Raw genomic sequence first — 19,403 nt, 5'->3', positions numbered from 1 at the left:
CGGTGGGTTCTCTGCTGAATTCATTGGTGCGGCGCCCAGCTGTCGGTGCTCGCAGGTGGCGCGACCGGGGCCGCGAAGAGCGCGGTGAGCGCGGTGAACGCGGTGAGTACGGTCAGTGTGGTCAGGCAGGCGGTGGCACCGGCCCGGAAATGCTTGCTGCGCAGGTGCGGCGTCATTGCGGCTCTCCTCACAGGCTTACGTCTGAAGGCGGTGGTACGTGCTGAGGCGGTGGTGTGTGATGAGGCGTGGTGTGTTGTGTGGTGTCGCGTTACGTGGTGGCTCGGGCGCTGCGCGGCGGGCTCATACCGCCACCGCCTTGCGCGCGAGCGCGGCGGCGGCCCGCCGGTCGAGCCGGCCGTCCGCGACGACCGTCACCACGCGCCGGGAGACGCTGCCGCCCGCGGCCAGCGGCAGCCGCCGCCGCCAGGCCAGCGCTGAGCCGACCCCCGGATAGTCGGTGGTACGGACGAACCAGGGGTCGTCGCGGGTCTCCCGGTTCGCCCCGGCGAAGATCAGGGTCCAGTCCCGGCCCGCCAGCGCCAGCCAGGGCGCGGTGCTCCCGTGCACCGCGCGCTCGCCCGACGCGCCCTCGGTGAAGGCGTCGGGTGCCGGGCCCGCCGCGTCCTCCTTGGGCGCTCGCCAGAAGAATCCCCCGTACCCCGCCCCCGCACGGCCGTTGGTGGCCGGACTGCCGAGCGACAGCTCCCCGTCCGACACATTGGTCAGCGACGAAGTGAAATCGAGGACCCACGCGTCGCCGGAGAGGGCGAGAGCGCTGATCGTGCGGCGCTCCCTGAGCAGTTGACGTTCGCCGTGTGTCCAGCACAGCTCCTGGACACAGCCGTCGGGGTCCCGCAGCAGCCAGTCCGTGTGCCGCTGCGAGCCATGGTTGGCCAGCCATACGGGGCCCTGGTCGCGTACGAAGGTCCGTCCGCCCCAGAAGTTGGCACCCGCGACGTCCGGCACCGCCATCGAGACGCCCAGGTGGTGCGGATGGTCGGCGGGCCCCAGCTCCGTGACCGTGACACCGCCCAGGGTCCGTACGGGATGCAGATACGGTCGCGGCGACAGCGTTCCGGGCAGCCGCGGCCGGTGTACGTAGTCGGCCACGGGCCCGACGTCACAGCGCAGTACCGTCACCTCTTCGGCCCGGGAGAGCCGTGCCCCGCTCACCGCGGAAGCACCCGCGCCGGGGGCACGGCCCAGTCCGCGCCCAGTTCGGAGAAGGTGGCGAGGGATTCGGCGGCGGCCTCGATCAGCGAGTCGATGCCCTTGACGATCCGGCGCGGTGCCTTCTCGCCGGGCGCGCTGTACCAGGCGTCCGCGGGCAGCGGCTCGGGAGACGGCCCGGTCCTGATGGCCTCGACGATCCGCGTGAAGGCGCCCGTACGGCGGGGCGGTACGAGAAGCCCGCTGCCGTCGCGCACATGCGCGACCAGATTCTCCAGCAGGTCGGTACGCGCGTGGACGGTCTCGACCGGGCCCACGCCCGCACGCTCCACCAGCACCCGGTCCTGCTTGTACCAGAAGGTGATCCGGCCCTCCGTCCCGTGGACCAGGACGTACGGCTCCGCGTTCCGTTCCGCGCACAGGGTGACGGCGACCGCGATCCGGGTCCCCCTCGCTGTCCGCAGCCGCAGACAACTGGTGTCGTCGGCCTCGATGTCATGCGCCCGGTACTGCTCAAGCTCCGACTCGGAGATGTCCTCGGCCAGATCACTGCCGTCGATACGCAGGGCGGTCGCCACCGCGTGCGCGAGCGGGTTGGTGAGCACGCCGTCCACGACGTCCCGCCCGTCCAGGGTGCGGTGTCCGGCCCAGGGGACCCGCCGGAAGTACGCCTCGTCCCGTACCCATGCCCCGGCGGCGCCGATCCCGCGCAGCTGTCCGATCGTGCCGTCCGCGATCAGCTCCCTTATCGCTCGGACCGCGTGGGAGCCGAGCGACTGGAACCCGACCTGGCAGGCCGTGCCCCGCTCGTCGAGGCCGGCCAGCAGCCGTTCGTACTCCGCGTACGACGGTGTGGTCGGCTTCTCCAGCAGTGTGTGCACACCATGGGCCGCGGCGGTGAGGGCCAGATCCGTATGGGTGTGGATGGGCGTGCAGATGACCGCGATCCGCGCGCCCGTGCGCTCCAGCAGCTCGCCGAAGTCGGAGGACTGCGCGGGCCCCGGGGCACCGTAACCGGCGTCGGCCAGCTCGCGCGGGCTCAGCGGCTCCAGCTCGCAGATGCCCACGAGCCGTACCGGCCCGGCCTGTTCGAGACGGCGGATGTTGCGCAGATGCGTACGGCCGTGACCACGCGCCCCTGCCAGCACGACGGGGAGGCTCATCCCTTCACCGCCCCCGCGCTGAAGCCGGTGATCAGCCACTTCTGGATGAACGCGAAGACGATGACGACCGGCACCGCGGAGATCACACCGCCCGCGGCGAGCGCCCCGAAGTCCACACTGTCCGCGCCGATGAGGGTGGAGAGGCCGACCGGGATCGTCTGCTTGTCCTGTTCCATCAGGAACATCAGGGCGAAGAGGAAGTGGTTCCAGCTGTGGACGAAGGCGAAGGAGCCGACGGCGATCAGACCGGGCCGCAGCATGGGCAGGACGACGATACGGAACGCCTGGAGCCGTGAGCAGCCGTCCACCCAGGCCGCCTCCTCCAGGGAGTACGGCACATTCTTGATGAAGCCGCTGATCAGGATGATCGACAGCGGCAGCTGGAAGACCGTCTCCGCGATGACCACGCTCAGCGGGGAGTTGATCAGGGAGAGGTTCTTGAAGATCTGGAAGAGCGGGACCAGCATCAGCGCGCCCGGGATGAACTGCGAGCACAGCAGCGCCAGCATGAAGCCCTGCTTGATACGGAAGTCGAAGCGCGCCAGGGCGTAGCCGCCGGCCAGCGCGACCCCCGTCGTACAGATCAGGGTGAAGACCCCGATCAGCGCACTGTTCTGGAAGAAGACCGAGAAACTGCGTTCGTTCCAGACCTTCTCGAAGTGGTCGAAGGTGACCGGCCAGGGCACCAGCGAGGTGGAGCCGGCGGGCCGCAGCGAGAAGAGCAGCATCCAGTAGAAGGGGATGAGGGTGAAGAGCAGATAGAGGCCGAGCGGCAGATAGATCTGCCACCGGGGGACCTCGTCGAAGGCACGCCCGCGCCGCCCGCGCCGCTTCCGCCGCGGGGGCGGGGGCTTCCGGCCGCCGTCCGCGGGCGCGGCGGGCAGGCACTTCTCGGTGATGACAGCGGTCACTTGTGGTCGCCTCCGAACTTGCTCAGGCGGAGATAGAGGATCGAGCAGAAGAGGAGGATCGCGAAGGCGACGGTCGTCAGCGCGGTCGCGTAGCCGAAGTCGTGTGCTTCGAAACCGGTGACGGCCACATACAGCGGCAGTGTGGTGGTGACACCGGCGGGACCGCCCTCGGTGAGGGTCAGCAGCAGATCGACGTTGTTGAACTCCCACACGGCCCGGAGCAGTGTGGAGAGGATGATCGCGTCCCTGAGGTGGGGGAGTGTGATGTGGAGGAACTGCCGGAACCTGTTCGCCCCGTCGACCGAGGCCGCCTCGTACAGATCGCCCGGGATGGACTGGAGGTCGGCGAGGATGAGGATCGCGAAGAACGGCACACCGCGCCAGAGTTCGGCCAGTACGGCGGCCCAGAAGACGGTGCCGGTGTCGGAGAGCACGGACGAGCCGTACTCACCGATGCCCGCGTCCGCGAGATAGCGGCCGACGCCCGTGGACGGGTTGTAGAGCAGCAGCCAGATGGTGGTCGTCAGCACGCCGGAGACGGCCCAGGGCGAGAAGACCAGGGCGCGGGCCACCGCGCGGCCCATGAAGGTCTGGTTGACGAGCAGCGCCAGCACCAGCCCCAGGGCCAGTTGGAGCGTGACTTCCGTGACGACCCATTTGCCGCTGAAGACGAGACTGTCCCAGAACAGCGGGTCGTCGGTGAAGATCCGCCGGAAGTTGTCGAGGCCGGCGAAGCCGTTCCGCCAGGGCTTGGTGACGTTGTAGTTCTGGAGGCTGTAGTAGAAGACGCTGAGCATCGGATAGGCGATGAAGCCGAGCATCAGCAGTCCGGCGGGGGCGATCAGCAGATACGGGAGACGGCGTGGTGTGGCTCCCGTACGGCGCCCCGGCTTCCCGGGCGTCCGGGGCGGCGGAGCCCCTGGTGAGTCCTGCGCCACAGCTGAGGCCATGACTGCTTCTCCGTTCCTTTGGTGAAGCGCTTCGCAGACGGTGTTCGATATGCCGAACCGGTGGATCCGGGTAATGCGGGGGGCGGACGAGGACGGGCGGGCGTGCGACGGGCCGTCTCAGCCCACGTACGGGTCGGGCACCTCGCCGGGCCTCGCCAGGAAGGTGAAGTCGCACCCGGTGTCGGCCTGGGTGATCTGTTCGTCGTAGAGGGCGCCGTAACCGCGCCGGTAGCGCTCGGGCGGCGGTGTCCACTCGCCGCGCCGCCGCGCCAACTCCCCGTCCGAAAGGTGGAGATGGAGGCTACGGGCCTCGACATCGAGGGTGATGGTGTCGCCGGTGCGTACGAGCGCGAGCGGCCCGCCGACATAGGACTCGGGCGCGATGTGCAGGACGCACGCGCCGTAACTCGTGCCGCTCATCCGGGCGTCGGAGATCCGGACCATGTCCCGCACCCCCTGCTTGAGCAGATAGTCGGGGATCGGCAGCATCCCGTACTCCGGCATGCCGGGGCCGCCCTTGGGGCCCGCGTTGCGCAGTACCAGCACATGACCGGGCGTGATGCCGAGCTGCGGGTCGTTGATGGTCCGCTGCATCGTCCGGTAGTCGTCGAAGACCACGGCGGGACCGGTGTGTTTGAGCAGGCGCGGTTCGGCGGCGATGTGCTTGATGACCGCGCCGTCGGGGCAGAGATTGCCGCGCAGCACCGCCACCCCGCCCTCCGCCGCGAGAGGGTTCTCGCGCGGCCGGATCACATCCGGATTGTGGACGAGCGCGCCGTCGAGCTGCTTCCGCAGGGTGGGGTGCGCGACGGTCGGCCGGTCCAGGTGCAGTACGTCCGTCAACTGACCCAGGAACGCGGGCAGTCCGCCGGCGAAGTGGAAGTCCTCCATCAGATACCGGCCGCCGGGACGGAGGTTCGCCAGCACCGGCACCGTACGTGCGGCCTTGTCGAAGTCGTCGAGGGTGAGCCGGATCCCCGAGCGTCCCGCCATCGCGATCAGATGGATCACCGCGTTCGTCGAGCCGCCCAGCGCGAGGACGGTGGCCACCGCGTCCTCGTACGCCTCCCGGGTCAGGATCTTCGAGAGCCGCAGATCGTGGCGTACCAGCTCCACCACGCGCCGGCCGGAGGCGGCGGCCATCCGGTCGTGTCCTGAGTCCACGGCCGGGATCGAGGAAGCCCCGGGCATGGTGACGCCCAGCGCCTCGGCGGCGGCGGTGAGCGTGGACGCGGTGCCCATGGTCATGCAGTGGCCGGGCGAGCGGGCCAGACCGTTCTCCAGCTCGGCCATCTCCGCGTCGCCGATCAGCCCGGCCCGCTTGTCGTCCCAGTACTTCCACATGTCCGTGCCCGAGCCGAGCACTTCATCGCGCCAGTGCCCCGGCAGCATGGGCCCGGCGGGTACGAAGACGGCCGGCAGATCGACGCTCGCCGCGCCCATCAGCAGCGCCGGTGTCGTCTTGTCGCAGCCGCCCATCAGCACCGCGCCGTCGACCGGATAGGAGCGAAGCAGCTCCTCCGTCTCCATCGCCAGCAGATTGCGGTAGAGCATGGGCGTGGGCTTCTGGAACGTCTCGGAGAGTGTGGACACCGGGAACTCCAGCGGGAAGCCGCCGGCTTGCCACACCCCGCGCTTCACCGCCTGCGCGCGCTCCCGCAGATGGACATGGCAGGGGTTGATGTCGGACCAGGTGTTGAGGATCGCGATGACGGGCTTGCCCAGATGCTCTTCGGGGAGATAGCCGAGCTGGCGGGTGCGGGCGCGGTGGCTGAAGGAGCGGAGGCCGGTCGAGCCGTCGCCGCCGCCGTACCAGCGGTGACTGCGCAGGTCTTCGGGGCGTACGGTCGTCACGCCCTCGGGCTCAGCGGTCCCGTCCGGGGGTCGTACCGTCCTGTCCGGGGGCCGCACCGTCCCGTCCGGGGGCCCCGCGGTCGGGCCCTCACGCCGTACGGTCATATCGCCCACCCCGCCACCATCGCGGCGACCTCGGCGCGCCGTTCCTCGGGCAGGGCGCGGCTCGGCGGGCGGATGTCGCGCCGGCACAGACCGAGAGCGGCCAGCGCCTCCTTGACCACCGTCACATTGTCGGCGGACTGCCGCGCGGCCCGCAGCTCCTCGAACGGCCTGATCTGCTCCCACACCTTCATGGCGGCCGCGTAGTCCCCGGCCCGCAGCGATTCCAGCATCCCCAGCGAGACGGCCGGGGCGACATTGACGAGGCCCGAGGTGAAACCGGTGGCTCCGCCCGCGAAGTACGAGGGGGCGTACAGCTCCGCGAGCCCGGCCACCCAGACGAACCGCTCCAGCCCCGCGTCCCGCGCGAAGGCCGCGAAGCCCGCCGCGTCCGGCACCGCGTACTTCGCCCCGATGACATTGGGGCACAGCTCCCCGAGCGTCGCGAGGCTCGCACCGCTCAGCCGCGGATTGCGGATGTACGGGACGACGCCCAGCTCCGGCACCGCGTCCGCGATGGCGCGGTGGTAGTCGATCCAGCCGGCCTGCGACACATAGGGGTGCACGGGCTGATGGACCATCACCATCCCGGCCCCGGCCTCGCGGGCGTGCGTCGCCGCTGCCACGGCCGTCGGCAGGTCGAGACCGATACCGACCAGCACCGACGCCCGGCCCGCCACCTCCTCGATGGTCAGCTCGGTGACCACGCGGCGCTCGTCGGGGCTGAGGGCGTAGTACTCACCGGTGTTGCCGTTCGGGGTGAGGGTGCGTACGCCGCCGTCGAGCAGCCGGCGCAGCAGAGCGCGATGGGCGGTGAGGTCGAGCGTGTCGTCGTCGCCGAACGGTGTGACGGGGATCGCCACGACATCGGCGAGCGCGTCCCGCGACGAATCGAGGTCAGGAGTGGTCGTCATGCGTGGTCTCCCTCGGGGAACGCCCGCTGTACGAATGAGGCGATGTGGTCGTGCAGTGCCCGGGCGGCGCCGTCGGCGTCACCGGCGAGCGCGAGCCGCAGGATCTCCCGGTGCTCCCCGGCCTCCTGCTCCCAGGACGGGACGGCGGCCCAGGCGACGGTCGAGACCAGGGCCGCCTGGTCCCGTACCTCGTCGAGCATCCGGGCCAGCAGCGGATTGCCGCAGGGGAGATACAGCGCCCGGTGGAACTCCCGGTTGGCGAGCGACCGTTCGGCGCGGTCCGCCGCTTCGTCCGCCTTGACCAGGGCTTCCCTGGCGGGCTCCAGCGAGGCGCGGCGGGTCAGGGAGCGGCGAAGCGCCTCCGGCTCCAGCAACAGCCTTACGTCATAGACCTGGTGGGCCATGGCCGCGTCGACCGTACGGACGGTGACGCCCTTGAACTGGCTCATCACGACGAGGCCGGTGCCCGCCAGGGTCTTCAGCGCCTCCCGTACCGGAGTCTTCGACACCCCGAATTGCGCGGCCAGTTCGGTCTCGACCAGGGGCTGACCGGGGCTGAGGCCGCCGGTGAGGATGCCGTGTTTGATCGCTTCCAGAACGTACTGGGTGCGGGAGGGGATCGGACTCGGGGCGAAGGCCATGGGCGCTCTCAGATCTCGTGTCTCATATATGACGTACGAAGTACGACGCGATGAAGCTAGGGCCGGTCCCGATGTTTCGTCAATGCTTCGCGCAGAAGTTGGTGAAGCGCTTTCTACGAAGCGCGCGGCGCGATCCAGCGCGCGGGAAAAGGGCTGCGGGCGCCGCGTACTCCGTACGCTCACCAGCAGCCACCTGAAGCGGCTGGTCGACCCGGCACCGGCGGCCCGAGTTCTGGGTGAGACCGCCGCGCTCCTGCCCGCCGGATCATGAGCGGATCGTTGCGATCCTTGTACCGGTCCTCGTCGCGGCGCCCTGTGTTCGAGGCTTGTGGTTCCTGGTCAGAAAGGTACGGTCAGCCCGGCCTCGCGCAGTTTGAGCAGTGCCCTGCCCATGCATTCCTCGACGGAGGCGCCATCAGCCCTCATTCCCCCGGACAGAGGGCCACCACCGGCAGCGAAGGTCCACGCCGGCCGACCGTCCCGCATGCGCTCCGCGTCAACCCGGATCATGGCCCCCACACCTTGCTCACCGAGCCATTCCAGGATGAGCAGCGTCGCGTCCTCGACGCCTTGGTCCGGTTCCAGCTTGGGCCACCGCCCCTTTGCCCTGGTCATGACCGAACCCTACGCAGGATCCCGTGCGGCCGGTCGACAGGGCGGCACAGGGGCTGGGGCGGCCGCGAAACCATAACCCTGTAGATCCGTTACGCGCTCAGCCCCGCCAGCGGTAGCGGCGTTCCGGGCGGCCCGTGCCGCCGTAGCGCAGGGTTATCTCCGCTCGGCCCGTGGTCGCGAAGTACTCCAGGTAGCGGCGGGCGCTCACCCGCGACAGGGCGCCCGCCTCGGCGCATTCCGTGGCCGAGAGGCCGTCCGCGTGTGCGCGCAGGACTCGTTCGACCAGATCGGCCGTGTGCGGGGCCAGGCCCTTCGGGAGTTCGCGGCTGCCCGGCGGGCGGGTGCCGAAGATATGGTCCACGTCTTCCTGGCGTGCCTCGCCCAGGCCGGCCAGGCGCGAGCGCAGCGAGGCGACGTGGCGCAGCTGCTCCTGGAGCGCCGCCTGGCTGAAGGGCTTGATCAGATAGTGCAGGGCGCCCGCGCGCAGCGCCGCCCTGATCACCCCCGCGTCCCTCGCCGCCGTGATGAACAGGGCGTCGACGCTGTTGGGTCTTCGGTCCCGTTCCTCCGCCGCCCGCAGCTCGCGCAGTACGGCGATCCCGTCCATATCGGGCAGATAGATGTCGAGCAGGACAAGGTCCGGCCACAGCCGCTCGGCGGCGCGCAGCGCATCGGCACCGCTGTGGGCCACCCCGACGACCGTAAACCCGTCCATGGCGGACACAAAGCGGCTGTGCAGCTTCGCGACCATGAAGTCGTCGTCCACCACCAGCACTTTCATCACGCCGACACGCTAGGCCGCGACCACAACGACCACAACGTCCGTTGATTCCGGAAGAGAGACAGCTTGTTAACGCGAAGGCAACATGTGGCCCACTTCACAGCTCTTCGCTCACCTCTTCGCTCACCTCTTCCTCTTCGCTCATCTCTTCGCGCTCAGAATTCCGAAAGGCGGCACACGTGCGATTGCGCACCCCCCTGGCCCTGCTCGGGTCGGCGCTGCTGGTGCTGGTGGGGCCGCCGCTGCTCACCGCGGGCAGCGGCGACGACACCGGTACGCAGATCCCCGGCCTGCGTTTCATGGTCCCCAACACCCCCGGCGGCGGTTACGACATCACGGCCCGCACCATGGCCAAGAACGCCGAGGACGCCGAACTCACTCACAACATCGAGGTGTTCAACCTGCCCGGGGCGGGCGGCACCGTCGGTCTCGCCCGGCTCGTGGGTGAACACGGCAACGGCAAGCTCGCGATGTCCATGGGGCTCGGGGTGGTCGGCGCCGTCCACACCAACAAGTCGCCCAAGACCCTCGCCGACACGACCCCGATCGCCCGGATCACCGAAGAGTCGGACATCGTCGTCGTCAGCAAGGACTCCCCGTTCAAGACCATCGACGACCTGCTGACGGCCTGGAAGGCCAACCCGGCCAAGGTCCCCGTCGGCGGCGGATCGGCCCCCGGCGGGCCCGACCATCTCGCCCCCATGCTGATGGCGGAGGCCGCGGGCATCGCGCCGAAGACGGTCAACTACGTCCCGTTCGACGGCGGCGGCGAACTCCTCGCCTCGATCCTCGGCAACAAGGTCTCCTTCGGAGTCTCCGGCCTCGGCGAGTACCGCGACCAGATCGAGTCGGGTGAGCTGCGGCTTCTCGCGGTCACCGGCCCCGAGCGGCTTCCCGGCCTGGACGCCCCCACCCTGCGCGAGTCCGGCCTCGACACCGACTTCACCAACTGGCGCGGCATCGTCGCCCCGCCGGGAATCTCCGACGCCGAGCGCACCAAGCTTCTCGCCTTCATCGAGAAGCTCCATGACTCGTCCCAGTGGCGGGACTCCCTCAAGAAGAACGGCTGGGACGACGCGTTCCTGACCGGCGAGAAGTTCGGAGACTTCCTCGCCGAGGAGAACCGCCGCGTGGACTCGGTCCTGAAGGAGCTGGGACTGTGATGACACCCACCGGCACGCCAGGAACGCCGAACAAGCCGGAAGCGTCCGAAGTGACCGAAGCATCCGGAACGAATGAAGTCTCCGGAATATCCGGAACACCCGGATCCCCCGAAGCGCCGCGCACCGGCCCCGGCGCCCGCTCCTGGCTGCGCGAGCACTCCGAGATCGGCGTCGGACTCCTCCTGCTCGTCCTCGGTGTCCTCGTCCTCACCGACGCGCTCACCATGAATGTCGAGATCGCCCAGCGCGGCCCCGTCGGACCCAAGACCGTCCCGGTCGTCGTCGGCATCGGCCTGCTCATCGTCGCCGTACTGCTCACCCTCGACGTCCTGCGCGGCGGACGCGGCGAGGCGGAGGGCGGCGAGGACATCGACCTCGCGGAGCCCAGCGACTGGCGGACCGTACTGCTGCTCGCCGGTGTCTTCCTCGGCAACGCCGTCCTCATCGGCCCGCTCGGCTTCCCGATCTCCGGCGCCCTGCTCTTCTGGGGCTCGGCGTACGCGCTCGGCAGCCGCCACTACGACCGTGACCCGCTGATCGCCGCGGGCCTCGCGCTCGTCACCTACTTCGTCTTCAACAACCTGCTCGGTGTCCCCCTCCCCGGTGGCCCGCTGATGGGGGTGCTGTAACCGATGGACTCCCTGAACTCGCTCATCGACGGCTTCGGTACGGCGCTCACGCCGATGAATCTGCTCTGGGCCGCGATAGGCGTGCTGCTCGGCACGGCCATCGGGGTCCTCCCCGGCATCGGCCCCGCCATGGCCGTCGCGCTGCTGCTCCCGGTGACGTACGGGCTCGAACCGACCGGTGCGTTCATCATGTTCGCCGGCATCTACTACGGCGCGATGTTCGGCGGCTCGACCACCTCGATCCTGCTCAACACCCCGGGTGAGAGCGCCGCCGTCGTGGCCGCCATCGAGGGCAACCCGATGGCCAAGGCCGGACGGGGAGCGCAGGCGCTCGCCGCGGCGGCCGGCGGGCACTTCGCCGGCGGCATGATCGGCACGATCCTGCTGGTGGTCCTCGCGCCCACCGTCGCCTCGCTCGCGGTGGACATCGGTGCCCCCGACTACTTCGCGATCATGGTGCTCGCGTTCATCGCCGTCACCTCCGTCCTCGGCTCCTCCCGGATCCGCGGACTCGCCTCACTGCTCATCGGACTCACGCTCGGTCTGGTCGGTCTCGACCAGATGACCGGTCAGCAGCGGCTCACCTTCGGCACGCTTCAGCTCGCCGACGGCATCGACGTGGTGATCGTCGCGGTCGGGCTCTTCGCGATCGGCGAGGCCCTGTGGGTCGCCGCGCATCTGCGGCGCACGACGGGCGAGGCGATCCCGGTCGGCCGTCCCTGGCTCGGCAAGAAGGACGTACGCCGCACCTGGCGGCCCTGGCTGCGCGGACCGCTCATCGGCTTCCCGTTCGGCGCGATCCCGGCCGGCGGCGCGGAGATCCCCACGTTCCTCTCGTACGTCACGGAGAAGCGGCTCTCCAAGCACAAGGACGAGTTCGGCAAGGGCGCGATCGAGGGCGTGGCCGGACCCGAGTCCGCGGCCTCCGCCTCGGCGGCCGGGACGCTGGTCTCGATGCTGACCCTCGGGCTGCCCACGACGGCCGTCGCCGCCGTGATGCTGGCCGCCTTCCAGCAGTACGGCATCCAGCCGGGACCGCTGCTCTTCGAACGCGAACCCGACCTGGTCTGGGGCCTGATCGCCTCGCTCTTCGTCGGCATGGTGCTGCTGCTCGCGCTCAACCTGCCGCTCGCGCCGGTCTGGGCCAAGCTGCTGCGCATCCCGCGCCCGTATCTCTACGCGGGCATCCTCTTCTTCGCGGCCGTCGGCGCGTACGCGGTCGGCGGGGAGGCGCTTGACCTGATCATTCTGCTGATCATCGGTCTGATCGGCTTCGGCATGCGGCGGTACGGACTGCCGGTGCTGCCGGCCGTGATCGGCGTCATCCTGGGCCCGGCCGCCGAGCAGCAGCTGCGGCGCGCGCTCCAGATCAGCGACGGAAGCGTGACCGGACTGGTCAACACGCCCTTCTCCGTAACGGTGTACGCGGTGATCGTGCTGCTGCTCGCCTGGCCGGCGGTGAACAAGCTGATCGCGCTGCGCCGGGACCGCGGTGACCGTAGTGACCGCGGTGACCGCAGCGATGTGACGGTGTGACGTACGAGGACTGACGTCGCCATCCGCCCCGCGACCACCACTCCGGTGGTCGCGGGGCGGACGCGTACGGCAAGGACGGCCGACCCCGACCCCACACGGCCGTATGGCATACTCCCCCGATGACCTCGAAGACGATCACCGCGGACTCCGCGGGCAGTTGGCGGCTCGGCGACAGAACAGTCAACCGGATCGGCTTCGGCGCGATGCGCCTGACGGCGAACGCCGACGGCACCCCGAGCGACCGCGACCGGGCGATCAGCGTGCTCCGCCGCGCGGTCGAGCTGGGGGTGAACCACATTGACACCGCCGCGTTCTACTTCTCGTCGCTGCGGTCCGCCAACGAGCTGATCAACCGGGCGCTGGGCCCGTACCCGGACGACCTCGTCATCACCACCAAGGTCGGTCCCGGCAAGGACCCGTCGGGCGACTGGCTGTGGGCCACTCCGGAGCAGCTGCGCGGACAGGTCGAGGAGAATCTGCGCCAACTCGGCCGGGACCACCTCGACGTGGTCAACCTGCGTATCCCGAGACTGCGGACCACCGGCTCGATCGCCGAGCACTTCGGCGCGCTGGCCGAGCTGCGCACCGCGGGGCTCATCCGCCACCTGGGCGTCTCCAACGTCAGGCCCGACCACCTCGCGGAGGCGCGGGCCATCGCGCCGGTGGTCTGTGTGCAGAACCCCTACGGTATCGACGCGCGGCCCGAGGACCATGAGTTCCTCCGCGCCTGCGGCGAACAGGGCATCGCGTTCGTGCCGTTCTTCGCGATCGCCGGAGCCGGGCGGGAGGCGGGCGCGAGCGGTACCGAGAGCGAGGACGTACGCGCCGTCGCGCGGGCGCACGGGGCGAGCGCCGCGCAGGTCAGGCTGGCATGGACGCTCCAGCGCGGGCCGCATGTGCTGGCCATTCCGGGCACCGGTAATCCGGATCACGTGGCCGACAACGTGGCCGCCGGCGCGCTGCGTCTCTCGGCCGACGAGGTGAGCCGTCTCGCATCCCCCCACCAGGCGGGGGAATGAGCGAAAGCCCCTGCCATTACGGGCGTTGTCCGAGGCCAGGGGCGTTGTCAGTGGTGGCTGGCAGTATCGGGACATGACGACGATCGACTGGGATTCCCTCGCCGACTCCTTCGACCAGGAGCCCGATCACGGGCTGCTCGACCCCGACGTCCGCGCCGCCTGGGCCGCCCGGCTGGAGGGCTGGCTGCCCAGGGAGCCCTCCCGGGTGCTCGACCTCGGGTGCGGTACGGGCAGCCTGGCCCTGCTCGCCGCCGAGCAGGGCCATCGGGTGACGGCCGTCGATCTCTCGCCCCGCATGGTGGGTCTGGCCAGGTCCAAGCTGGCGGGTACCGACGCGGAGGTGCTGGTCGGTGACGCGGGGCGGCCGCCGGTGGGGGAGCGGACGTTCGATGTGGTCCTGGCCCGCCATGTGCTGTGGGCGCTGCCCGATCCCGAAGAGACCCTGAGGCACTGGACATCGCTGCTGCGACCGGGCGGCCGGCTGGTGCTGATCGAAGGAGTCTGGTCCGGTACGGGCCTGCCCGCCGCCCGGCTCACCGCCGCCCTGGCCCCGCTCACCGAACGGGTCCACCACGAGCGGCTTTCCGCGGATCCCGCCCTGTGGGGCCGCCCCGTCGACGACGAGCGATACGCGCTGATCGCCCAATTGGCCCCGCCCCGGCGCCATACCGAGGTGGTCGACGTCCATCTGATCCTGCGCAGGGGCGACGAGATCCTGCTCGCCCGCCGCTCCGGCACGGGATACGGGGACGGCCTGCTCAACGGCCCCTCCGGACATGTCGAGAAGGGCGAGGACGTCCGTACGGCCATGATCCGTGAGGCGTACGAGGAGGTCGGCGTCGAGCTGACCCCCGCCGATCTGCGCGTCGCGCTGGTCATGCAGCACCGGGGACCGGCCGGACAGCCCCGGATCGGCTGGTTCTTCGAGGCCGCGTACGGCGCGGGGGGCGAGCCGTTCAACCGCGAGCCGGAGAAGTGTTCCGGCCTCTCCTGGCATCCGCTGTCCGCGCTCCCGGACGATCTGGTCGCCTACTGCCGCGCGGGCCTCGACGCCTACCGCGCCGGCGAACGCTTCGTCATCCACTGGCATGAGGACGACGACCCGATCGCCCACACCCCGGGCACCCCGGACCGGTCGGTCATCCTGCCCGCCACGCACCGGGAGACGCACTCGACGCCGGGACGGTCCGGTGACTGACGATGCCGGCGGCAGGCCGTGGCCAATTCAATCCGGTTTCAGGCTGGTTCACAGGAGCGGCGGGGCGTCGGGGCGGCGGGGGCGTCAGCCCAGGGTGCGGACATGGCGTATCTCCGACGCGCAGATCTCGTAGCCGAACCACCGGTTGACCGCCAGCATCGGGCCGTTGGCCCCGTCGTTCGCGGTGTACGCGTCCAGGAAGCCCGCCCTGCCGGCGCGATGGAGGGAGTCCGTCTTGGCGAGCTTGGCCAGGCCCCGGCCGCGGAAGGCGCGGCGCGTGCCCGTCATCGCGGTCAGATAGCGGGTGGCGCCGTCGGTATGGGCCAAGGTGAACGCGGCGACCTGGCCTGCCACCTCCACCACCGTCGTCAGCTCGCGGTCCAGACACGGCTGGTTCCAGGTGTGGTTCAGCCAGTCGTCGTAGTCGTCCAGGCCCGTGCTGATGTCGCTCGGCTCGTCGGATGTCACCTCCGCGTCCGCCTCGAACAGCGGGCGCGGATCGGCCGCGTAGTCCAGCGCCGTACGCAGCACCACCCCCGTGGGCAGCTCCGCCGGCGGTCCTGGCAGGACGCCCCTCGCCAGATCGAGGCGCTGGAAGTGTGCCAGACGCGTCGGGCGGTAGCCGCGGCGCTCGGCGAAGGCGATGCTGGACGGCTCCTCCAACACCCACGCGTAGACGCTCGTCGCGCCGTGCGCCGCGAGATGTTCCTCGGCGGTACGGAGGATCAGCGACCCGGCGCCACGGCCCCGGCGCTCCGGATGAACCTGCGGGGTGACCGACGCCTGGCCCGGCTCGCTGCTGTCGTACGCGATGCCGACATGCGCAGATCCGATGATCTCCCCCGCCTCCTCGGCGACGAGCAGGCGGTACTTCTTGGCCGGGTTGGCGGTCGCCACATCGAACAGGAGGGATTCCTCGGTCGTGATGAGGAATGGAACGCAGGCGCGTCGCAGCCGGACGACGGCCTCGGCGTCCCCGGGGCGGAAATCACGGACGGTCACATTCATGGAGCGCGACACTACGGGCGCGCCTCCTCGGTCCGCCTCTCCTTTTCCCGTCGCGTTCCGGCCACCCCTGCCGTGTACCGCCCGGTGGCGGTGGGTCGTGGGGGAGAATCGGTCCGTGACCTTGAAGATCGTGATCGACCCGGCTGCCACGACCCCACCGTACGAACAACTGCGTGCCCAAATCTCCGGGAAGGCGCGGTCCGGCGCGCTGCCCGTCGGGTACAGACTCCCGACCGTACGGGGGCTCGCCGAGGAGCTGGGGCTGGCCGCCAACACCGTCGCCAAGGCATATCGCGCGCTGGAGACCGACGGGGTGATCGAGACCCGGGGCAGAAACGGTACGTTCGTCGCCGCCGCGGGGGAGGCCGCCGAGCGTGAGACCGCGGTGGCGGCACGGGCCTACGCGGAGCGCGCCCAGCGACTGGGGCTCGGCCGGGCCGCCGCGCTCGCCGCGGTGGAGGAAGCGGTACGGGCCGTCTACGCCAAGTGAGCCGTCCACGTCGAGTGAGCCGTACACGCCAAGTGACCGGAAGTGGTACGGGCGACCGCCGGACAACGGGTGCGGGACGCGGGCGTCAGAGGTAGAGGCCCGCGTCCTCGCCCGTGTGCTGGGCCGGGACCGACGCCGGGCCGGTGCCCCGGCGCAGCGCGTACAGCTCCGCCAGCGTCGCCCCCTCGCGGCCGACCGCCGTCTCCCAGTCCCCGTCCTCCCTGCTCAGCCAGGACAGCGCCTCCGAACGGGTCAGCGAGCCGACCTCGATCCTTGCCAGACAGCGGCCGGGCCGGACCACGGCCGGATGCAGCCGCTCCAGATCCTCGTTGGTCGTCACGCCCACCAGGACGTTCCTGCCCTGGCCGAGCAGTCCGTCGGTGAGGTTCAGCAGCCGCGAAAGCGCCTGGCCCGCCGTGTGCTTGGCCTCGCCGCGGATCAGTTCGTCGCAGTCCTCCAGGAGCAGCAGCCGCCAGCGGCCCTTCGCCGAGCCGTCGTCCTCCCCGATCGCGATGTCCATCAGATAGCCGACATCGTTGAACAGCCGCTCGGGGTCGAGGACACAGTCCACCTGGCACCAGTCGCGCCACGAACGGGCCAGCGTGCGCAGCGCGGAGGTCTTGCCGGTGCCCGGCGGGCCGTGCAGCAGGAGCAGCCGGCCCGCGATGTCGTCCGGGGTCACCTTCATCAGCCGGTCCATCGCGTCGGCGACCGGCGCGGTGTAGTTGGGCCTCACCTCGTCCCACGTACCCGCCGCGATCTGCCGGGTGGTGCGGTGCGGGCCGCGGCGCGGCGAGACGTACCAGAAGCCCATGGTCACGTTCTCGGGCTGCGGTTCCGGCTCGTCCTGCGCGCCGTCCGTCACCTGGTGGTGGATCTTCTCGGCCAGTTCGGAGCTGACCGCCGTCACCGTGACATCCGCGCCGCGGTTCCAACGGGACACCAGCAGCGTCCAGCCGGCGCCCTCGGCGAGCGTCGCGCTGCGGTCGTCGTCGCGGGCGGAGCGCAGCACGATCGCGTCCGGTGGCAGCAGGGTCACACCCGTTCTGACCCGGTCGATCGTGGAGCTGTGGGAGTACGGCTGCTCGCCCGTGGCGAAGCGGCCGAGGAACAGCGCGTCGACCACATCCGAGGGCGAGTCGCTGTCGTCGACGTTGAGCCGGATCGGCAGGGCGTCCTGAGGCTTGGCAGACATGTCGCCCATGATCCGGCACAGGAGCGGCCGATGCACGGTGTTTTGCCCTGTGGCGGCTGCTTGTGGCCGAAGGTTCCGGGGCCGGTCCCCACGGGCCCCGGCCCCGCCCCTACCCGTACCTGTGGCTGTATCCGTCACCTGAGGCCGGCCGCGAGCCCGCGGCTCACCTCCCGCGCGATCGGCCCCGCCCGCCGGGCGCGGCGCACCACGGCGTACCCCTTGGTCAGCACCCGGTCCCCGGCGAACGAGCGGCCGACCGACCTCCCCTCCACCAGCCGCCCGAACTCCTCGATGCCCGTGGCGCGGCGCACCGTCACCCGCGTCAGGGCGTACGGGCCCTGGCCGCGGCGGGCGAGCGCGTTTCCCACGGCGAGCGACTGCGTGAACCCCGCCGCGCGGACCGTACGCCGTACGCGCCGGCTGGAGTAGCCGTACGGATAGGCGAAGGAGTCGGGCGGGGCGCCCAGCTCCGTCGCGATGATCTCCCGGCAGCGCCGGGTCTCGAACCCGAGCCGCCGGTCATCGAGCTGGTCCAGCTGCGGATGGGTGTGGCTGTGGCCGCCGATCTCCGTACCGGCGGCGGCCAGTTCGCGCACCTGGTCCCAGTCGAGCATGGTGTCCGGGGCGCCGCCCTCGTCGTACGGCCCGCGCAGCCACCCCGTCGAGACGAACAGCGTGGCGGGGAAGGCGTACCGGGCGAGAGCGGGGAGCGCGTGCCGGTGCACGCCCTCGTACCCGTCGTCGAAGGTGATCAGTACGGGCCGCTCCGGCAGCGGCGCGCCCGTGCGCCAGGCACCGGCGAGCCGCGCCGTGGTGACGGGCGTGAACCCGCGCGTGTGGAGCAACTCCATCTGTTCCGCGAACGCCTCGGGCGAGACGGACAGCGCGTACGTGGCGGCCGGGGGCCGGTGCCCGACGGCGTGGTACATGAGGATCGGTACGGCGGTGCCCGTCTCGCCCCCGCTCACGCGACCGCCCCCCGGGGGCCGGTGCGCGGCACCGCGGCCCTCTCCACCGGACCCGGCTCCACCCGACCCGGCTCCACTCGTCCCGGTTCCACCCGACCCGGCTCCACTCGTCCCGGCTTGACCGGACCGGTCTCGATCGGGCCGGAGGAGAAGGTGACGCCCCCGCCCCGGCTGCGGAACAGGCCCACCAGATAGCCGGCGGTCGTCATCGTCACTCCCGCGACGATCGCGCCGGCGCGGCCGAGACCGCCGGGCCGCCCCCGTAACGCGTCGCGCACGCCGCGCACGACACCCGCCGGAAGCACGCGGGTGGTGTAGCGGCGCTCGGACGCGAGCCCCTTCTCCACCCCCACGCTTCTGGCGACCAGCGCCTTCGACAGCCCCTCGGCGTAGGTACGCGTACGGAAGTAGCCGAGCCGGGTGCGGACCGCCGGCACCTTGTGGTGAATGACCGACCGGTCGTCGATCAGGATCACCGCGCCCGGTACGGCCGTGGTGAGCCGGATGCACAGCTCCGTCTCCTCACAGCCCAGCGGACGTTTGTCGCCGTCGCGTCCGATTCCCGTCGCGAACCCCCCGGCGGAATCGAACGCGGTACGCCGGAAGGAGGCGTTCCCGCCGAGCACATTGCGTACCCGCGCCGTGCCGTGCGGCAGTCCGCGGTACGTACAGCCGACCACCCAGTCGAACTCCTCGGGGAACCACCGCGGCCTGCTCCCCGAGGCCCAGACCGGTATCGTCCGCCCGCCGACCGCCAGCACGCGCGGATTGTCGTACGCCTCGTCGAAGAAGCGCAGCCAGTCCCGCTCGGCGACGGCGTCGTCGTCGAGGAACGCGACCAGTTCACCGCGGGCGGCGGCGATGCCGGTGTTGCGGCCCGCGGAGAGGCCGCGCGGGCCCGCGTTGGCGAGCACCCGTACTTCCCCGCGCGCCGCGTGCTCCCGGTACTCCCGGCCGAGCCGCGCCAGGAGAGCCGTGTTGTGGTCGACCACGAGAAGCGTTTCCAGGGCAGGCAGTGACTGATGCCGTACCGAGTCGACGGCCGCGAGGATGTCGTCCCAGCGGTCCTCGGTATAGACGCAGATCACCACGGAGA

20 protein-coding genes are annotated in these 19,403 nt (G+C 70.7%); 6 read left to right on the top strand and 14 right to left on the bottom strand.

The window, feature by feature from the left end:
* Positions 1-20: 20 nt before the first annotated feature.
* The 10 genes from ACFRMN_RS29465 to ACFRMN_RS29420 all read right to left on the bottom strand — a co-directional run bounded on the left by ACFRMN_RS29465 (position 21) and on the right by ACFRMN_RS29420 (position 9,101).
* A complete protein-coding gene (locus ACFRMN_RS29465; RefSeq protein ID WP_383024912.1) occupies positions 21-176 on the bottom strand; it encodes a hypothetical protein in 156 nt (51 codons plus the stop codon).
* Positions 177-300: 124 nt separating this feature from the next.
* On the bottom strand, positions 301-1,173 hold the full coding sequence (locus ACFRMN_RS29460; RefSeq protein WP_383024909.1) for a PmoA family protein: 873 nt from the start codon (positions 1,171-1,173) through the stop codon (positions 301-303).
* Positions 1,170-2,333 carry a Gfo/Idh/MocA family protein gene (locus ACFRMN_RS29455; protein WP_383024906.1) on the bottom strand — a complete coding sequence of 388 codons (1,164 nt, stop codon included), beginning with the start codon at positions 2,331-2,333 and terminating at the stop codon, positions 1,170-1,172. Before ACFRMN_RS29455 ends, ACFRMN_RS29460 begins: the two co-directional genes overlap by 4 nt.
* The gene (locus tag ACFRMN_RS29450; protein ID WP_383024991.1) at positions 2,330-3,232 is read right to left on the bottom strand and encodes a carbohydrate ABC transporter permease; all 903 of its coding nucleotides are present in this window, start codon (positions 3,230-3,232) and stop codon (positions 2,330-2,332) included. Before ACFRMN_RS29450 ends, ACFRMN_RS29455 begins: the two co-directional genes overlap by 4 nt.
* 8 nt (positions 3,233-3,240) lie before the next feature.
* The gene (locus ACFRMN_RS29445) at positions 3,241-4,194 is read right to left on the bottom strand and encodes a carbohydrate ABC transporter permease (protein ID WP_383024903.1); all 954 of its coding nucleotides are present in this window, start codon (positions 4,192-4,194) and stop codon (positions 3,241-3,243) included.
* Positions 4,195-4,311: 117 nt separating this feature from the next.
* Positions 4,312-6,153 carry an L-arabinonate dehydratase gene (gene araD, locus ACFRMN_RS29440; protein WP_383024900.1) on the bottom strand — a complete coding sequence of 614 codons (1,842 nt, stop codon included), beginning with the start codon at positions 6,151-6,153 and terminating at the stop codon, positions 4,312-4,314.
* A complete protein-coding gene (locus ACFRMN_RS29435) occupies positions 6,150-7,064 on the bottom strand; it encodes a dihydrodipicolinate synthase family protein (protein WP_383024898.1) in 915 nt (304 codons plus the stop codon). The genes araD and ACFRMN_RS29435 overlap by 4 nt, the downstream gene beginning before the upstream one ends.
* The gene (locus ACFRMN_RS29430; protein WP_383024896.1) at positions 7,061-7,705 is read right to left on the bottom strand and encodes a GntR family transcriptional regulator; all 645 of its coding nucleotides are present in this window, start codon (positions 7,703-7,705) and stop codon (positions 7,061-7,063) included. The genes ACFRMN_RS29435 and ACFRMN_RS29430 overlap by 4 nt, the downstream gene beginning before the upstream one ends.
* A gap of 339 nt (positions 7,706-8,044) precedes the next feature.
* Positions 8,045-8,320 (bottom strand): hypothetical protein, encoded by a 276-nt coding sequence (locus ACFRMN_RS29425; RefSeq protein ID WP_383024894.1) that lies wholly within the window; start codon positions 8,318-8,320, stop codon positions 8,045-8,047.
* 97 nt (positions 8,321-8,417) lie between these two features.
* Positions 8,418-9,101 (bottom strand): response regulator, encoded by a 684-nt coding sequence (locus ACFRMN_RS29420; protein WP_383024987.1) that lies wholly within the window; start codon positions 9,099-9,101, stop codon positions 8,418-8,420.
* Positions 9,102-9,280: 179 nt separating this feature from the next.
* Between ACFRMN_RS29420 and ACFRMN_RS29415 the strand changes: the two genes are divergently transcribed.
* The 5 genes from ACFRMN_RS29415 to ACFRMN_RS29395 all read left to right on the top strand — a co-directional run bounded on the left by ACFRMN_RS29415 (position 9,281) and on the right by ACFRMN_RS29395 (position 14,646).
* Positions 9,281-10,264 carry a Bug family tripartite tricarboxylate transporter substrate binding protein gene (locus tag ACFRMN_RS29415; protein ID WP_383024892.1) on the top strand — a complete coding sequence of 328 codons (984 nt, stop codon included), beginning with the start codon at positions 9,281-9,283 and terminating at the stop codon, positions 10,262-10,264.
* Positions 10,264-10,893 carry a tripartite tricarboxylate transporter TctB family protein gene (locus ACFRMN_RS29410; protein ID WP_383024890.1) on the top strand — a complete coding sequence of 210 codons (630 nt, stop codon included), beginning with the start codon at positions 10,264-10,266 and terminating at the stop codon, positions 10,891-10,893. The genes ACFRMN_RS29415 and ACFRMN_RS29410 overlap by 1 nt, the downstream gene beginning before the upstream one ends.
* A 3-nt stretch (positions 10,894-10,896) precedes the next feature.
* Positions 10,897-12,429, top strand: a complete 1,533-nt coding sequence (locus ACFRMN_RS29405; protein ID WP_383024888.1) for a tripartite tricarboxylate transporter permease — start codon at positions 10,897-10,899, stop codon at positions 12,427-12,429.
* A 119-nt stretch (positions 12,430-12,548) separates the two neighbouring features.
* Positions 12,549-13,448 carry an oxidoreductase gene (locus ACFRMN_RS29400; RefSeq protein WP_383024886.1) on the top strand — a complete coding sequence of 300 codons (900 nt, stop codon included), beginning with the start codon at positions 12,549-12,551 and terminating at the stop codon, positions 13,446-13,448.
* A 73-nt stretch (positions 13,449-13,521) separates the two neighbouring features.
* The gene (locus ACFRMN_RS29395) at positions 13,522-14,646 is read left to right on the top strand and encodes a methyltransferase domain-containing protein (RefSeq protein ID WP_383024884.1); all 1,125 of its coding nucleotides are present in this window, start codon (positions 13,522-13,524) and stop codon (positions 14,644-14,646) included.
* Positions 14,647-14,730: 84 nt separating this feature from the next.
* Here the strand turns inward: ACFRMN_RS29395 and ACFRMN_RS29390 are convergent, their stop codons facing one another.
* Positions 14,731-15,654, bottom strand: coding sequence for a GNAT family N-acetyltransferase (locus ACFRMN_RS29390; protein WP_383024984.1), 924 nt, complete (start codon positions 15,652-15,654; stop codon positions 14,731-14,733).
* A gap of 115 nt (positions 15,655-15,769) precedes the next feature.
* Between ACFRMN_RS29390 and ACFRMN_RS29385 the strand changes: the two genes are divergently transcribed.
* A complete protein-coding gene (locus tag ACFRMN_RS29385; protein ID WP_383024882.1) occupies positions 15,770-16,144 on the top strand; it encodes a GntR family transcriptional regulator in 375 nt (124 codons plus the stop codon).
* An 85-nt stretch (positions 16,145-16,229) separates the two neighbouring features.
* On the opposite strand, the gene ACFRMN_RS29380 is transcribed toward ACFRMN_RS29385, so the two are convergent.
* The 3 genes from ACFRMN_RS29380 to ACFRMN_RS29370 all read right to left on the bottom strand — a co-directional run bounded on the left by ACFRMN_RS29380 (position 16,230) and on the right by ACFRMN_RS29370 (position 19,395).
* Positions 16,230-17,339 (bottom strand): DUF5925 domain-containing protein, encoded by a 1,110-nt coding sequence (locus ACFRMN_RS29380; protein WP_383024880.1) that lies wholly within the window; start codon positions 17,337-17,339, stop codon positions 16,230-16,232.
* Between the two features lie 134 nt (positions 17,340-17,473).
* Positions 17,474-18,268 carry a polysaccharide deacetylase family protein gene (locus ACFRMN_RS29375; protein ID WP_383024981.1) on the bottom strand — a complete coding sequence of 265 codons (795 nt, stop codon included), beginning with the start codon at positions 18,266-18,268 and terminating at the stop codon, positions 17,474-17,476.
* 35 nt (positions 18,269-18,303) lie between these two features.
* On the bottom strand, positions 18,304-19,395 hold the full coding sequence (locus ACFRMN_RS29370; protein WP_383024878.1) for a glycosyltransferase family 2 protein: 1,092 nt from the start codon (positions 19,393-19,395) through the stop codon (positions 18,304-18,306).
* Positions 19,396-19,403 lie beyond the last annotated feature (8 nt).

It is taken from the genome of Streptomyces sp. NPDC056835, assembly GCF_042789485.1.
In the GTDB taxonomy this organism is placed as follows: domain Bacteria; phylum Actinomycetota; class Actinomycetes; order Streptomycetales; family Streptomycetaceae; genus Streptomyces.
Note: the sequence above shows the minus strand (reverse complement) of the source record. Positions and strands in the feature narration are given on the sequence as shown.